Source organism: Bacteroides sp. AN502(2024) (assembly GCF_041227145.1).
Lineage (GTDB): Bacteria > Bacteroidota > Bacteroidia > Bacteroidales > Bacteroidaceae > Bacteroides.
The window spans coordinates 412,860-429,905 of record NZ_JBGFSP010000003.1 but is presented as its reverse complement, the minus strand read 5'-3'; the positions used below and the strand labels follow the sequence as shown (position 1 = coordinate 429,905).

The 17,046-nt window shown below is 44.2% G+C and carries 12 protein-coding genes and 1 pseudogene; 11 read left to right on the top strand and 2 right to left on the bottom strand.

The genetic code is table 11. The features are described from left to right. Positions 1 to 41 precede the first annotated feature (41 nt). The 10 genes and pseudogenes from AB9N12_RS01800 to AB9N12_RS01755 all read left to right on the top strand — a co-directional run bounded on the left by AB9N12_RS01800 (position 42) and on the right by AB9N12_RS01755 (position 13,549). On the top strand, positions 42 to 521 hold the full coding sequence (locus AB9N12_RS01800) for a phosphatidylglycerophosphatase A (RefSeq protein WP_369889227.1): 480 nt from the start codon (positions 42 to 44) through the stop codon (positions 519 to 521). Between the two features lie 14 nt (positions 522 to 535). After that, the gene (locus AB9N12_RS01795; protein ID WP_369889225.1) at positions 536 to 1,003 is read left to right on the top strand and encodes a GtrA family protein; all 468 of its coding nucleotides are present in this window, start codon (positions 536 to 538) and stop codon (positions 1,001 to 1,003) included. A gap of 212 nt (positions 1,004 to 1,215) precedes the next feature. Then, a complete protein-coding gene (locus tag AB9N12_RS01790; protein ID WP_369889224.1) occupies positions 1,216 to 1,866 on the top strand; it encodes a CDP-alcohol phosphatidyltransferase family protein in 651 nt (216 codons plus the stop codon). A 55-nt stretch (positions 1,867 to 1,921) separates the two neighbouring features. Then, complete coding sequence (locus AB9N12_RS01785; RefSeq protein ID WP_369889223.1) at positions 1,922 to 2,839, top strand: phosphatase PAP2 family protein; 918 nt, start codon at positions 1,922 to 1,924, stop codon at positions 2,837 to 2,839. A 1,139-nt stretch (positions 2,840 to 3,978) separates the two neighbouring features. Beyond that, a complete protein-coding gene (locus tag AB9N12_RS01780; protein WP_369889222.1) occupies positions 3,979 to 5,151 on the top strand; it encodes an iron-containing alcohol dehydrogenase in 1,173 nt (390 codons plus the stop codon). A gap of 280 nt (positions 5,152 to 5,431) precedes the next feature. Further along, positions 5,432 to 8,569 (top strand): annotated as a pseudogene (locus AB9N12_RS01775) (SusC/RagA family TonB-linked outer membrane protein). Positions 8,570 to 8,577: 8 nt separating this feature from the next. Then, complete coding sequence (locus AB9N12_RS01770) at positions 8,578 to 10,137, top strand: RagB/SusD family nutrient uptake outer membrane protein (protein ID WP_369889221.1); 1,560 nt, start codon at positions 8,578 to 8,580, stop codon at positions 10,135 to 10,137. Between the two features lie 12 nt (positions 10,138 to 10,149). After that, on the top strand, positions 10,150 to 10,875 hold the full coding sequence (locus tag AB9N12_RS01765; RefSeq protein WP_369889220.1) for a DUF4843 domain-containing protein: 726 nt from the start codon (positions 10,150 to 10,152) through the stop codon (positions 10,873 to 10,875). Positions 10,876 to 10,884: 9 nt separating this feature from the next. Further along, on the top strand, positions 10,885 to 12,525 hold the full coding sequence (locus tag AB9N12_RS01760; RefSeq protein WP_369889219.1) for a PKD-like family lipoprotein: 1,641 nt from the start codon (positions 10,885 to 10,887) through the stop codon (positions 12,523 to 12,525). 52 nt (positions 12,526 to 12,577) lie between these two features. Beyond that, positions 12,578 to 13,549 (top strand): fimbrillin family protein, encoded by a 972-nt coding sequence (locus AB9N12_RS01755; protein WP_369889218.1) that lies wholly within the window; start codon positions 12,578 to 12,580, stop codon positions 13,547 to 13,549. A gap of 50 nt (positions 13,550 to 13,599) precedes the next feature. Here AB9N12_RS01755 and AB9N12_RS01750 read toward each other — a convergent pair whose 3' ends face one another. Both AB9N12_RS01750 and AB9N12_RS01745 read right to left on the bottom strand, forming a co-directional pair. Beyond that, positions 13,600 to 15,174: a ribonuclease E/G gene (locus tag AB9N12_RS01750; protein ID WP_369889217.1), complete on the bottom strand. Its 1,575-nt coding sequence runs from the start codon at positions 15,172 to 15,174 to the stop codon at positions 13,600 to 13,602. A 284-nt stretch (positions 15,175 to 15,458) separates the two neighbouring features. After that, positions 15,459 to 15,734 (bottom strand): HU family DNA-binding protein, encoded by a 276-nt coding sequence (locus tag AB9N12_RS01745; RefSeq protein WP_369889216.1) that lies wholly within the window; start codon positions 15,732 to 15,734, stop codon positions 15,459 to 15,461. 201 nt (positions 15,735 to 15,935) lie between these two features. On the opposite strand from AB9N12_RS01745, the gene mutY reads away from it, so the two are divergent. Beyond that, positions 15,936 to 16,985, top strand: a complete 1,050-nt coding sequence (mutY, locus tag AB9N12_RS01740; RefSeq protein ID WP_369889215.1) for an A/G-specific adenine glycosylase — start codon at positions 15,936 to 15,938, stop codon at positions 16,983 to 16,985. Positions 16,986 to 17,046 lie beyond the last annotated feature (61 nt).

Here is a 17,046-nt window from a genome sequence, read left to right as displayed (position 1 = left end):
CACAACTGACTTGTAGTTTGTAATTAGTAATTTAGTAATAAATGAAGCGTCCTCCCTTTCTACCTGTTTTTATAGGCACGGGCTTTGGCTCCGGTTTTTCTCCTTTTGCTCCCGGTACGGCTGGGGCGTTACTGGCTTCTATCATTTGGATTGCATTTTATTTTCTCCTTCCTTTCCCTGTTGTATTATGGCTGACCGCCGTTTTGGTGGTTGTTTTTACATTCGCCGGCATTTGGGCTGCCGATAAGCTGGAAACATATTGGGGCGAAGATCCTTCGCGCGTGGTGGTGGACGAGATGGTAGGAGTGTGGATACCGTTATTGGCCGTCCCCAATGACGACCATTGGTTTGGGTACGTGATTGCGGCTTTTGCCCTCTTCCGTATCTTTGATATAGCCAAGCCGTTGGGCATACGCTGTATGGAAAACCTGAAGGGTGGAGTAGGTGTGATGATGGACGATGTTCTGGCGGGAGTGTATAGCTTTGTTTTGTTAGTGGGAGCGAGATGGGCGATTGGCTGAAAAGAGTTGCACGGATGATTTCCCAGAAGGGTGGTTTCTTCATGTTCTTGAGGGCGCAACTTTCTGCTCAAATGGCAACTATTGCAGACTTTCTCCTTACGATTCTTCTAGTCAGGCTGTTTGATGTCTATTATGTATATGCCACCTTGGCGGGGGCTATCTATGGAGGAATCATCAATTGTGTGATCAACTACAAATGGACGTTTAAATCGAAAGGAAAGAAAACGAATGTGGCCGTAAAATTTGTCTTTGTATGGATTTGCAGCGTTGGATTAAACACATGGGGTACGTATGCACTGACAGAATCGTTAGCGAAGATTCCCTGGGTACGTGATACGCTTAGCCTGTATTTCGGAGATTTCTTCATTATTCCTAAAGTGGTGGTGGCAATTGTCGTCGCATTGTTCTGGAATTATAATATGCAACGCTTTTTTGTCTACCGAAGTATTAATATAAGAAGTTTATTTGGAAAAAGAAACTGAAAAAACAGATTGAAAAGAACAATTGGAAAGACTGGTTGAAAAGGCCGATTGGAAAGATCGAATGGAAAGACCGGTTGAAAAGATCGATTGGAAAGGCCGGTTGAAAAGATCGAATGGAAAGACCGATTGAAAAGGTCAATTGAAAAGGCTGAATGGAAAGACCGATTGAAAAATCGATTGATAAAACAGAAAAATTAGATATAAATAAACAGATGAATTACAGAGATTATTTACAACAGTTGATTTATAAGATTATCAATCCCTTGATACGTGGAATGATTAAAATAGGGATTACCCCTAACTTTATCACCACTACCGGATTTATCCTGAATGTCGTTGCGGCAGGAATGTTTGTATATGCCGGCATTTATGGTGGTCAAAACGAGCTGGGCATTATCGGCTGGGCAGGCGGTGTGATTTTGTTTGCCGGATTGTTTGATATGATGGACGGACGTGTAGCCCGTCTGGGTAATATGAGTTCCAAGTTCGGTGCACTTTACGATTCTGTACTTGATCGTTACAGTGAATTGATGACCTTCTTCGGCATCTGTTACTACTTGTCGATGAAGGATTATTTCCTTTATGCACTGATTGCCTTCGTAGCATTAATCGGCTCACTGATGGTAAGCTACGTGCGTGCCCGTGCCGAAGGGTTGGGTATCGAATGTAAAGTGGGATTCATGCAACGTCCGGAGCGTGTCGTGCTGACCAGTCTCGGCGCTTTGTTCTGTGGCGTTTTCAAAGACATCACCGCTTTCGAACCGATTCTGATTATGATTGTTCCTCTCGCCTTTGTTGCCGTGTTTGCCAATATCACGGCTTTTGCACGTGTGAGACATTGCTATAAAGCGATGAAAGAATAATCTGCCATTTATCAACCATCGCCGATCAACTACTGATATGATAAAGAATATTCAAATGCCATCGAAGAGAGAGGCCTTGACTGTGACGGTCATGATGGCTCTTTTCCTGTTGCTGACGGGTATCTTCATCGGACTTCGTTCCGAGCACCTGTTAATGGTGGTACTCTATGGGGTTTTATTTTTTGCCGGATTGCCTACTCGTAAGTTGGCAGTCGCTCTGTTGCCTTTCGCCCTTTTTGGAATCTCGTATGATTGGATGCGCATTTGCCCCAACTACGAAGTGAACCCGATTGATGTAGCCGGACTGTATAATCTGGAGAAGTCTCTCTTCGGAGTGATGGATAATGGTCTTCTGGTTACCCCTTGCGAATACTTCGCGGCACACAACTGGCCGATAGCGGACGTCTTTGCCGGAATCTTCTACCTTTGCTGGGTTCCTGTTCCTATCCTGTTCGGGCTTTGCCTGTATTTCAAGAAGGAAAGAAAGACCTACCTTCGCTTTGCACTGGTATTTTTATTCGTCAACCTGATCGGCTTTGCCGGTTATTATATCCATCCGGCTGCTCCGCCTTGGTATGCCATCAATTACGGTTTTGAACCGATACTGAACACGCCCGGCAATGTGGCAGGATTGGGTCGCTTTGATGCTTTCTTCGGAGTGACCGTCTTCGATTCGATCTATGGGCGCAATGCAAATGTTTTTGCAGCAGTACCTTCATTGCACGCTGCTTATATGGTGGTTGCATTGGTGTATGCCATTATCGGGAAATGCAGATGGTATGTGATAGCCCTTTTCTCTATTATTATGGTAGGCATTTGGGGCACGGCCATTTATTCATGCCATCATTATATGATCGATGTATTACTTGGTATCTCTTGTGCGTTGATCGGCTGGCTGGTGTTCGAATATGTATGGATGAGAATTCCGGTATTCAAAAGATTCTTCGAAAGATATTATGCATATATACAGTAGGGCTATTCCCGTACTGGAATAAATCTTACTAAGCGTATATACAAAGGAAAGGTTGCAGCTATGAGGCTGTCTAACAGGTCCCGGTAATTAGATTTCACCCCTGCCAAAGCATATTCTGGCAGGGGTGAAATCGTTAAGATAGGACTTGTTAGACAGCCTCTCGAAAAGAATTATTGAATTTACATTAGAAACGCTGCCACCGGCTTGTTTTTCTTCATCGGCTTCTTAGAAACGCTTCCACTAGCTTGTTTTTCTTCATCGGCTTCTTAGAAACGCTTCCACCGGCTTGTTTTTCTTCGTCGGCTTCTTAGAAACGCTTCCACTAGCTTGTTTTTCTTCGTCGGCTTCTTAGAAACGCTTCCACCGGCTTGTTTTTCTTCGTCGGCTTCTTAGAAACGCTGCCACTAGCTTGTTTTTCTTCATCGGTTTCTTAGAAACGCTTCCACTAGCTTGTTTTTCTTCGTCGGCTTCTTAGAAACGCTGCCACTAGCTTGTTTTTCTTCATCGGCTTCTTAGAAACGTTGCCACTAGCTTGTTTTTCTTCGTCGGCTTCTTAGAAACACTAACATTAGCTTGTTTTTCTTCATCGGCTTCTTAGAAACGTTGCCACTAGTTTGTTTTTCTTCATCGGCTTCTTGGAAACGCTGTAACTAGCTTGTTTTTCTTCGTCGGCTTCTTAGAAACGTTGCCACTAGTTTGTTTTTCTTCATCGGCTTCTTAGAAACACTAACATTAGCTTGTTTTTCTTCGTCGGCTTCTTAGAAACGCTGCCACTAGCTTGTTTTTCTTCATCGGTTTCTTAGAAACGCTGTAACTAGCTTGTTTTTCTTCGTCGGCTTCTTAGAAACGTTGCCACTAGTTTGTTTTTCTTCATCGGCTTCTTAGAAACACTAACATTAGCTTGTTTTTCTTCGTCGGCTTCTTAAATAGCGTGAAATCTTAGAATTCACGTTAGACAGGCGCGTGAAATAGTTTGGATTGTTATCGGAATTGCACTGATGAAAGTCGGAAATTTTAAACAGTCGGAAGAAAAATATTCTGCTTAATTTTATAACTTTGTCCGGACCTATAAAGGACCTATAAAACGCCCTATAAAGGCATATAAAAGGATTTATAATAGACTTATCAAGAAAGCGACAATGAATGATTTTATCTTTTACAGCCCTACCGAATTTGTATTCGGACGGGATACGGAAATGCGGACCGGAGCATTGGTGCAGAAATACGGTGCACGCAAAGTAATGATTGTTTATGGCGGTGGTTCTGTGATACGCAGCGGATTATTGGCTCGTATTGAGAAATCATTGCAGGAAGCAGGCATACCTTATTGTATGCTGGGCGGTGTACAACCTAACCCGATTGACACGAAGGTATATGAAGGAATCGATCTCTGCCGGAAAGAAAAGGTGGACATGATGCTCGCCGTGGGTGGAGGCTCCGTGATTGACACGGCGAAAGCCATTGCAGCCGGAGTTCCTTACGACGGAGATTTCTGGGATTTTTATATCGGAAAAACCATTGTGACGAAAGCATTGAAGGTGGCCGTTGTGTTGACGATTCCCGCTGCCGGAAGCGAAGGTTCCGGTAACACGGTCATCACGAAAGTCGATGGCTTGCAGAAATTAAGCCTCCGCACTCCCGGCCTGCTGCGTCCGGTTTTCGCCGTGATGAATCCGGAACTGACCTACACACTTCCTCCTTTCCAGACAGCCTGCGGCATTGCTGATATGATGGCACACATCATGGAACGTTATTTTACCAATACGAAAGAGGTAGAAATAAGCGACCGCCTGTGCGAAGGTGCATTGCTTGCCATCATCAAAGAGGCAACCACCGTCATCAAAGAACCTGAAAACTATGGAGCCCGTGCCAATCTGATGTGGTGTGGAACCATTGCCCACAACGGAACCTGTGGCGTAGGTTGTGAAGAGGACTGGGCTTCTCACTTCCTCGAACATGAAATCAGTGCCATTTATAACGTGACTCATGGTGCCGGCCTTTCCGTAATCTTCCCTGCCTGGATGACATGGATGACAGAGCACAATGTGGATAAGATAGCCCAATACGCTGTCCGTGTGTGGGGAGTAGCAGAGTCGGCCGATAAAAAGGCGGTAGCCCTGGAAGGAATCTCCCGTCTGAAATCCTTCTTTACTTCCATCGGTCTGCCTGTAACCTTCAAAGAACTGGGTATTGAGAATCCCGACATCGACCGACTGGCAGATAGTCTGCACCGGAATAAAGGCGAATGGGTAGGCAACTATGTCAAATTAGCGAAACAGGACAGCAAAGAGATTTACCGTCTGGCATTATAAGAAAAACAGATAACCGGAGAGGCTGTCTGACAAGTCCTGCTTGAACGATTTCGAGGGTGTGTCAAAAAGGGAATTTTGACATACCCTCGACTTCTAATTACTGAGACCTGTTAGACAGCCTCTCTGGTTCTTGCCCCTGATTAATACCTGAACGGAAGTGTTTTTCCTCCATTTTCATCATGTATGGGTATAATAGTTGCGTAAAATACCTAAATTTTGTGATTGCCCCATCTGTTCCACAAGGATAATTTTGCAGACGTAACAACTATATATATTCGTTATGCAAAAGCTAAACTCCGGGGCTTTGAATAGAATCTTACTGTTGGTATACATTTTATCACTATCTGCTAATGCCATAGCCCAAAACAAAAATAATTCGAAAGAGACAGCTCTTCTTTCTCCATACGGAAATTATGTGTATGGCCGGGTGATGGAGAAACTTTCTAAAGAACCGATGGTAGGAGTGACGATTCGTTTGGAGGGTCATTCTACCGGTGTAATTACCGATATAAACGGTTGCTATGTATTGACCCTACCCGAAAAGGGCGGTTGGGTTATCTATTCCTACATCGGTTTCGAAACCCGTAAAATCAAAGTCACTTCCCGTCAGAAAGTCGATGTGCAGATGGTAGAAGCTACCGAAAGTCTTCAGGAAGTGATTGTGACCGGCTATAACTCCATACAGAAAGAGAGTTTTACGGGAAATACCACCAAGATAGAGAGAGAAGAGCTGTTAAAAGTCAACCCGAACAACCTGATTTCAGCCATTCAGACTTTCGATCCCTCTTTCAGGATACAAGAGAATCTGGCAGCGGGTTCTGACCCTAATAGCCTGCCCCGATTCGTCTTGCGTGGGCAGACCGGTATCGGAGAAACGACACTCGGGCAGACCTCTGTCTCCTCTATTTCGCGGGAAGTGCTCAGCGGTCATTCCAACCTGCCTATCTTTATCTTGGATGGTTTTGAAGTCGATGTGAAGAAAATATACGACCTCGATATGAATAGCATCCATAGCATCAATATCCTGAAAGATGCTGCGGCTACTTCCATGTATGGTTCGCGTGCGGCCAACGGAGTAATTGTCATTGAACGGCGTGCACCCGAAGCCGGAAGGTTTCGTGTACAGTATTCCGGAGTACTTTCTGCCGAATTGCCGGATTTATCCTCCTATCATCTGATGAACGCCCGTGAGAAGTTGGAGACCGAACGTCTGGCAGGACTATATGATAGCCACACACCGGAAGTAGATCCCTATACCAACGGATATTACCAACGACTCAATAATGTACTGACAGGTGTCGATACCTATTGGCTTTCTCAAGGACTGCGCACAGCTTTGAATCATAAACACTCCGTCTTCATCGATGGGGGAGAAAATGACGTGCGCTGGGGAGTGGAACTGGGATTCAGAGGAACAGAAGGAGTGATGAAACACTCTTCCCGTAAGAATGCCGATGCCGTGTTTTATGTCGACTACCGTATTGGCGGGTTATAAATAAAGAACAAAGTGACCTACACTTATAACAAAAGTACGGATGTTCCCTTCAATTCATTCAGTGATTACTCCCATTTGCTTCCTTATATGCGTCTGTACGATGAGAATGGCGATTATGTCCGTCGTCTCGAAAAGTTCGACGGGGGGAGTGGCACACCGGTAAATCCACTGTACGAAATCAACTTCTACAACAGCTTCGACCGTTCCGGTTATGATGAAGTGACCGATGATCTTAGTCTGAATTGGCGCATCACCGACGGTCTGCGTCTGCGGGGTCTGTTCTCCGTTCTGATGAGAAATTCTGCCGATGATTTGTACAAAGATCCAGCATCGGCCAGTTATTCAGCCGGTACAGGCAACATCAATGGTGAAAAAACGGAATCCACACAGAAGAGAAAAGTGATAGACGGAAGCCTGTCGCTCATATACAACAATACCTTCAAGGGACACCACCTCAATGTCTGCTTCTCCTCCAACATGAGACAAATGCAGAGCACTGCTTCCGAAACACGTTACCGGGGATTCCCGGGTGGTGACCTTGTCTCTTCAAACTATGCGGCAGAAGTATACGGAAAGCCCGGCAGCTCCGACAATACCACCCGCTTGGTAGGATTCTTGCTCACTTCCAACTATACCTATCGCAATATCTATCTTGTCGACCTTACAGGGCGTATCGACGGTTCTTCCGAATTCGGTTCCGATAAGAGATGGTCCATGTTTTGGTCAACAGGTGCGGGAATCAACCTTCATCATTATGATTTTATGAAGTCGGACGAGCTCTTTTCCATGCTGAAGTTCCGTGCTTCTTACGGACTGACCGGAAAGACCAACTTCCCTCTCTATTCGGCCAAAGATATGTATCAGCTGCATACAGACAGCTGGTATCCCACAGGCTACGGAGTATTCCTCTATCAGATGGGAAACCCGGACTTGAAGTGGGAACGCAAGTACACTCTCGACTATGGAGTTGAAATCGGACTGTGGCACGATAAAATCTATCTGAAAGCCTCTGCCTACGACGAGCGTACCATCGACCTGATAACCGATTATACCATTCCTTCTTCTACCGGATTCACCTCCTACAAAGAAAACATGGGGAAGGTGAAAAACACCGGTGTCGAACTGGAACTGCGGGCGCGACTTTACAGCGACAGGAACTGGCTCTTTCAGCTCTATGGCAGCTTTGCAAGAAACAAAAACACGATTGTTGAAATCTCCCAGGCAATGCGCGACTATAATAAAAGAGTGGAAGAACTGTTCAGAGCATATAACCCCGAAAGCAGCTCCGACTCGAAATATGCCAAAACATACCTGAAATATTACGAAGGAGCCTCTCTAACCTCCATCTACGGAATGAAGTCATTGGGAATCAGCCCTACAAACGGTAAAGAAATCTACCTTCGCCGGGATGGTGACGTTACCGATGTATGGTCTGCGGACGAATGGAACATCATTGGCGATACAGCTCCCAAGGGACAAGGCACGTTCGGTTATACCTTGTCCTATAAACAGTTATCCATGTTTACTTCTTTCCTCTATACCTTTGGTGGAGATGCCTACAACAATACCCTCGTTTCTTATGTAGAGAATGCCGATATTAAGAATGGCAATGTAGACAAGCGGGTATTGCTCGACCGTTGGCAGAAACCGGGAGATGTAACCACCATGAAAGATATTCGTGACCGGAATGTCACCACTGGCGCATCTTCGCGTTTTGTACAGAAAAACAATACCTTGCAATGGAGTTCATTGACGATGAGCTATAATTTTCGTCCCGAACAATTAAAGAAACTCCATCTGTCCGGCCTGCGTCTTTCGTTCACGATGAACGACCTCTTTTATGGGTCTACCATTCGTCAGGAGCGGGGACTGGATTATCCTTATTCGCGTTCATTCAATCTGACTACTAACATCATATTCTAATCATGCCAATGAAGAAACTAATCAGCTATATACGAATAGTCCTGACAGGAATGTTAGCTGTTTCCTGCAATGCTTGGCTGGACGTAACACCTGAAAATGCGATTGCCGACGACGAGTTGTTTTCTACCGGTTTCGGCTACCGGAATGCCTTGAATGGTATCTACACCAGTCTGGCGTCCGACGAACTGTATGGTAAGCAACTGAGCTGGGGATTTCTTAGTGCGATCTCCCAGCAATACAATCAAAAGGCGGGAACTCTCTCTCCGATGTATGCCGATGCTTCCGAACTTATCTATAACACGGTCGACACTGAACCCGTTGTGACAGCTATCTGGGAAAAAGGCTATAAAGTGATAGCCAACCTGAACAAGCTTATCGAGAACATCCGAGCTACGGACATCTCTTTGTTCGAATACGGGGAAGAAGAGAAAAACCTCATTTATGCTGAAGCCTTGTCATTAAGAGCGATGATGCATTTTGACCTGCTCCGCTTGTTTGCCCCTGCAACGTCGACCCATCCTTCGGGTACCTATCTTCCTTACCGTGATAAGTACGAAGCCGCGGTGGTAGAAAAATGCACCGTTACCGATTTTATCGAGAAAGTCTTGAAAGATCTGCTTGAAGCAGAAGATCTGCTGCGTAAGTTTGATACCGAGTATCATCCCGAAGCGATGTATGCTTCACAAATGTATGAGCCTACTCCCGAATGGAATGCCCGCTATCGTTTCAACTCCACTTCCCATATAGATGATATGGGAGCATTCTTCTGGTATCGTGGCATTAGATTTAACTATCTGGCATTGCTGGGGTTGAAAGCCCGTGTCTGTATCTATGCCGGCCCTGCCTACTACAAGAATGCCGAGACAGCCGCCAAAGAACTTTACAACATTTATTATCGGCAGAAACGATGGATAGGTTTTACAGGAGGAGAAAAAATCACCGGTAATCTCAAATCCAGGTATACAAAAGTCTCTCACGACATCTTGTTCGGCTTGCATAAAAAACAGTTGGCAACGGATTATGAAATGGCTGTGTGGGGCTCTTCGTCATCTTCGGCAACCGTCCGTTTGCCGTTGGCAAACATCCCTTCTCTGTTTGCTTCAGACAACACGGGCGTATATACCGACTATCGGCTGACCTACCTGATCGGGACTACCAATGAAACCCAGTCGAGGTATTACACGCTGAAGTATAACCCTTCCGTAGAGTCAGTAGTAGAGGCAATGGAGAATCCGATGATACCGGTGATCCGCTTCAGTGAAATCTGTCATATCCTGGCGGAGATCAGCAGCTATAATGGTAAGATAACCGAAGGAATCAACTACCTCGAAACTGTTCGAAAAGCTCGTGGAGCTGAACGTACCCTTAGTCTGACGGTCAGTACCCGTGAACAACTGGATGCCGAAATATTGCTTGATATACGGAAAGAAATGATAGGCGAAGGCGGAACCTTCTACACCTACAAAAGGATGAACCTCTCTGCTGTGCCCGACTCAGACGAGGAAGGAGAAATCAATATGACAGGTTCTTATGTACTTCCATTGCCTACCAGTGAAACAACCAACTAATGCCGGTATAAGATGAAACGAATATTGACATGTACCACCTTCTGCCTGCTGCTCGTTTTCGCCTCTTGCAGTGAAGAGCAACTGGACGTTTATCATGGAGACAACTACGTCTATTTTACTTATATGGATGATAAGTCTCCCCAGAAAATAACATTCAACTTTGCTACGGATGCACCCTTGCTCCGGGAAGGAACCGTGAAAGTGAAGATGACACTTCTTGGCTACCCGCTCGAAAAGAATGTCGCCTGTAATATTTCCGCAGTGGGAGAGAAGAGCACCGCTCGTTCCGGTATCGACTATGCCCCTTTGACTTCCGGCGTCTTCCATAGCGGACTGGCGGAAGATACCTACGGAGTCACCGTTTATCGCAATGAAGCACTGCTCAACACAGAATATACACTTACCCTTTCATTGGATGCAGTGGAAGGCTGTCTGATAGGTCCGGCAAGATATCAATACGTCACGATTCAAGTGATCGACCGGATTTCTTGCCCTGTGTGGTGGAGCCAGAGTTTTGCAGCCAATCTGGGGGTATACTCGGATATGAAATACCGCGTTTTTATCATTTTCATGGATGGTGAGATACTCGAATCATTGGATAAATACACCGGAATTGAGCTTGTCAATCTGATAGCCGACTTCAAGGCTTGGTGGAAGGACCAGTGGCAGCAAGGCAATTACCGATATTATGATACAGACGGAGTGACACCACTGTATGAAACCATTCTCGATAACTGACAATAAACTATGAAGCGAAAAAAGGTACTATTCATTTCAATTCTGCAGTTTCTCGTGATAACCGGCTGTTATGACAATTTGGGAAACTATGACTATACAAACTCTATCAAAGTCTCTTTTGTGAACTCCGCTTCGTCAGACTACACGTTTATGGTAGGCGACCTTTTCGAGATGGATGCTCCCATCAACTTCTCGACGGATATCGGAAATGTTGACGAACTTTTCACCGTCCAATGGTTCTTGAACCGTGAACTGATCTACACTGGCTATCATCTGAAATATCAGTTTGAGAAGGGTGGGACATACGAATTGATACTGAAAGTCATTAATAATGAAACGAACGAGACGTATATCAGCAATAAATACACCCTGACGGGAAAGAATAGTTTCGACTGGGGGTGGATGGTTCTTTCCGATAAGGGAGACGGAAAATCTGCCTTGTCTTTCATTAATCCAGCCTTTCGGGTGACGCAAAATGTGGAACGTATCATCGAAGGAGGCTTAGGTACAGATCCGCACGGAATTTACTACTATTATGTATTAGGTTCTATTTCCGGTTCCTATGTTTCGGGCTTACCGAAAATTCTGATTAATCAGGGCAGTGGAAGTGTTACGCTCGATGGTAATTCATTGCAAAAGGATGTGTGGCTTGCCGACGAATTTGAGAACCGTAAAGAACCGGAAGACTTGAAGTTAATGGGCTTTGCTTTCAAGGAAGAATATTACGTGATTTGTTCCGAACAGGGAGAGGTATATGTCCGTACCGTAGGAAGTGACAATAAAGCGATTCCATATTACGGGAAATATGGTGCCATGCCGTATGAGTTTGAGGGAGGCAGTCGCATCACTTGCTTCGCACCCTTCCACAATGTCACTTATAGATGTGCCGATGAAGAACGTTGCATCTTGTATGATGAACAGAATGCCCGTTTCATCGGTATTGCACATTATCCACAATGGGGAGCAGTTTATACTCCCGCCATTGTCTATTTCAAAACGTATGATCAGGATTTGGAAGTCCCCTCTGGAGTGTTACGGGTGGACAATATGGGGGCGGGAACCCGCTGCCTTGCCATAGGTGCTTATGAAAAAATAGATGTTGACTCCAATGGCGGATTGACTTACTGGGCAAACTATGTTTCATTGATTGACGTGCAGGGAACCGGGAATTATAATCTGCATGAGTTTGCTGTGAGAGGAATGGATAATAACTCTCACCTCATTACCGATACAGACCAATACAGATTCAGTGGCGGCTCTTTATTGACTCCACAAAGCATTATCAAGATGTCTTCCAACTTTGAGAAGAATCCCTATTTCTACTTTACCGATGGAGATAAGAATCTCTATGTGTACAGTATGCAGATGCGCAATCATGTATTGGCTTACACAGCGGACAGCCGTATCACCGGTATCAGCGGAAGCCCTGTCGTTTGTGTGTTTTATGGTTATGGAGGGAATAGCACTGAGCCTAACTTTCGACTGGCTCTTTCGCAGGAGAATGGAAATATCACTGTCATTGACGTAAACATGAGCCAGATGGTACGCCTTTTTGAAGGTTTTTCACCCGATCTGAAGTTACAGACTTTCACAGGTTTTGGCAATGTGAAGGGGATGGTGTGGTGCACGAATTATAAAGGAGAATATTAGAAAAAGAAAATAATTCATCAGTAAATAATTAACCATTTAAAACGAGAAAAGTATGAAAAATAGACTGTTTTATTTTGCCGCTTGTGTGGCTTTGACGTTGTCTTCAGTAAGTTGCAGTAGTGATGATGGTGGTGAAGAAGATGTGGACTTTCCTGTAGTAGGAAAAATAGCTGTTTCCGGTGCTTATAATGTGTACTCTCATGGAGGACAGGGATGGATTGAAGCGGATAAGATAGGAATATACGTATTGTCTGACGGCAAACCGCAGGAAAACTTGCCGTATGCTCCATCGGAAGTAGCCAAAGCTACAGCAAAGGAATATAAGGGCAAGACTTACATCACTTATAACAAAGAGAATTATGTGACCGATGAGGTGACTTTGAATCCCTCTTCCGAACTGTCTGCGGGATTTAAAAGTGGCGATCATACGATTTATGCGTATACCCCTTATAGTGCAGCTTCGAAAGATTACAAAACGGTAGCCTTGCCAAACATTTCAGTGCAGGAATACTATGCATCTGAATTTATGCCTAATCGTAAATATGGTTTTGCGTATGCTTCGGCCACCACTTCCAGTTATTCGGCAGCGACGGTTGCTTTGGGAGAATTCAAATCTCTGTTTTCACAGCTCACTTTGCCTGCACTGAAATGTCCCGATGCCTTGGCTGGCAAAACCTGTACTAAAATTGTGGTAACCTGCGATGAACATCCCCTGTCTTATGCAGATGGAGCTACCGTTAATCTGGCTACCGGTGAAATCAGTGGCACTCCTTTGAATAGCATCACTTATAACATTCCCGACGGGCTGGTGGTAAATGCAGGAGTTCCGGCTTACGGACGTCCAGCCTCACTTGGAACTGCTTACATGATGGTTGCCGTTCCTTTTAAAGAGGGAATGAATTATACCTATAAATTTGCGCTGACAATCGGCGGACAGGAATATACGACTTTAGGTAAACCTAAAACAGGTTTCTGGTCAACAGATAATAACCTGAATATGAAAGATATTGCCGGTATCGAATAATATATAATTAAACAAAAGGCGACCCGTACCTAACGAGCCGCCTTTTCTGTCTATTTGATTTCTATTTCTTCCTTCATATCGATTTCTTCTCCATGTGTATCATAGAACACATATTGCAGGAATGCGAGTTTCTGACTTGGAATAATTTTAATACCGAATCCATATTTCATTTGCCACTTCCGTTTCAGGGAAACGATCCCCTGATTAATGTAGGCGGCAACATACGGATGGACGTGTAACGAGAATTTCTTAACCTTCAGTTTGTTGACCAGGTAATCAATTTTACTCTCCAATGTGTCCGTAAAAAGAATGGACGATTTGATGGTGCCTTTGCCGAAGCAAGTAGGACAGATTTCGGTCGTGTTGATGTCCATTGCCGGACGTACACGTTGGCGTGTAATCTGCATTAGGCCGAATTTGCTAAGCGGCAGAATATTATGCCGTGCCCTGTCTTTCTGCATATTGGCACACATTCGTTCATAAAGCTTCTGACGGTTTTCGGCTTCATTCATATCGATGAAATCGACGACAATGATACCACCCATATCTCTTAATCGCAGTTGGCGAGCCAGCTCGTCGGCGGCTCCCAGATTTACTTCGAGTGCGTTACCTTCCTGCCCGTTGGCATTCTTGGTGCGGTTACCGCTGTTCACGTCTACTACGTGAAGCGCCTCAGTGTGCTCAATAATCAGATAGGCACCACTCTTGTAAGAGACTGTTTTACCAAACGAAGATTTAATCTGCTTGGTGATACTGAAATTGTCGTAAATGGGAAGTTGGCCTTTGTACAGTTTCACGATATTGGCCCGGTCGGGCGCAATCAGCGATACATAGTCTTTAATTTCATTGTACACAGCCTCATCGTTGACGTGAATGTTCTCAAAAGATGGGTTGAAGAGGTCGCGCAACAAACCCACGGCGCGGCTGGTTTCTTCATAAATCAACGTCGGGTACTTGGTGGCTTTCTGTACTTTTACCATCGCATCTTCCCAATGCTTAATCAGGACTTTAAGCTCTCCGTCGAGTTCGGCTACACGTTTGCCTTCGGCTACTGTGCGGACAATGACACCGAAGTTCTTCGGCTTGATACTCATCAGCAGTTGTTTTAGGCGGGCGCGTTCTTCGCTCGATTTAATTTTTTGTGAAACAGAAACCTTATCATTGAAAGGAATCAGTACGAGATAGCGTCCGGCAAACGAAATTTCGGACGTCAGTCGTGGTCCCTTAGTGGAGATAGGTTCCTTAACGATTTGCACCACTACTTCTTGTCCTACTTTGAGTGTGTTGGATACAGTTCCATCCTTGTCAAGGTCGGGAAGTAGGGTTGCTTTGCTGATGGAGGTCAGCTTTTTTTTGTCGCTTAAAGTCTGCTTTACAAACTTTTCGAGTGAGTTAAATTGAGGACCCAAGTCTAGATAATGAAGGAAAGCGTCTTTCTCGTAACCAACGTCTACAAAGCATGCATTTAGTCCCGGCATCAATTTCTTGATACGTCCCAAATACATGTTGCCCACAGAAAAAGAAATATTTCTTCCTTCGCTTTGAAGTTCCACCAGACTCTTATCTTCGAGAAGGGCGATGGAGACCTCTTTGGGCTGTACGTCAACTACTAGTTCACTTGTCACTGTTTGTTTCCTTATTATTGATTGAATCTCATTTATATGAACAACTTTTTTTACAAAATGTTCATTCTGGGGTTAGCTACTTAAACAAAGAACAAACTTGAAAGACATTGGCTTCACAAGTTTGTTCTTTAATTTCTGTGTGATCCAGACTTAAAAATTATTTTTTGCTTTTATGTCTGTTCTTTCTTAGTCTTTTTTTACGCTTGTGCGTAGACATTTTATGTCTTTTTTTCTTTTTTCCGCTTGGCATAGCTTCACATTTTATGGGTTAATACTCTTGTTTATTATTTCTTTACTGAAATTGTAAATGTCTTAGCCGGTTTGAAAGCCGGAATGTTGTGTTCCGGAATAATGATCGTAGTGTTTTTAGAAATGTTACGAGCAGTCTTCTGTGCTCTTTTCTTTACTACGAAACTTCCAAACCCACGCAGGTATACATTCTCATCGTTAGACAGCGAATCTTTTACTGCATTCATAAATGCTTCAACTGTTGTAAGAACTGTCTGCTTGTCAATACCAGTTTTCTTTGTAATTTCGTTTACAATATCTGCTTTAGTCATTTTTCCTTAAAAAAAATATTATTACTATGTTATTGCTAATTTTTTGGATTGCAAATATATAGCTTTTTAAGCTCCCAAAAAAATATATTCTACACATTTTTCTAAAAAAATAGTGGCATAGGGGTTTCTTAGAGCTAAAAGTGTTATTTTTGTGTGCCTTTTGAGTAGGATATACAGAATAAATGTTAGATAATGCATTGTATGAATGAGTTTACGAAAAAGATTGTAGAATGGTATGGAGAGAATAAACGTGAATTGCCATGGAGAGAGTCAGCTGATCCGTATTTGATCTGGATTTCGGAGATTATTCTTCAACAGACGCGGGTGGCGCAGGGGTATGATTATTTTCTTCGCTTTATCAAACGTTTTCCCGATGTGCAGACTTTAGCTTCAGCGGATGAGGATGAGGTGATGAAATATTGGCAGGGATTGGGGTATTATTCGCGTGCCCGTAATCTTCATGCCGCTGCCAAAAGCATGAATGGTGTTTTTCCGAAAACATATCCGGAAGTGCTGGCTCTGAAAGGAGTGGGGGAATACACGGCGGCGGCTATCTGTTCGTTTGCTTACGGCATGCCTTATGCGGTGGTAGACGGTAATGTGTATCGGGTGCTTTCGCGTTATTTCGGTATAGATACTCCGATTGATTCGACGGAGGGAAAGAAACTTTTTGCAGCATTGGCAGATGAGATGTTGGATAAGAAGCATCCGGCTGTTTATAATCAGGGGATAATGGATTTCGGAGCAATTCAGTGTACTCCGCAGTCGCCCAACTGTTTGTTCTGTCCGTTGGCAGGCGGTTGCTCGGCACTTTCGAAGGGGTTGGTGACAAAGCTTCCGGTGAAACAGCACAAAACAAAAACCACTAACCGCTACTTCAATTATATTTATGTACGTGCGGGCGCGTATACCTTTATTAATAAACGGACAGGAAATGATATTTGGAAGAATTTGTTCGAATTGCCATTGATAGAAACTCCGACGGCTCTTTCGGAGGAAGAGTTTCTTGCTTTGCCGGAATTCCGTGCATTCTTTGCATCGGGGGAAGTACCGGTGGTGCGTTCTGTTTGCAGGGACGTGAAGCATGTGTTGTCTCACCGGGTGATTTATGCTAATCTGTATGAAGTAACAATCTCTGATCATTTGACTTCTTTCGGTGATTTCCAGAAAATAAAAGTAGAGGAACTGGAACAGTACGCTACTTCAAGGCTGGTGCAAACTCTGTTGCAAGCACTAAATGTCAAGTATTAAGTTTTAATACTTAAAAATTCTTGCATCCTATTGTTATTCTGTTTAATTTTGGCAGCAGATT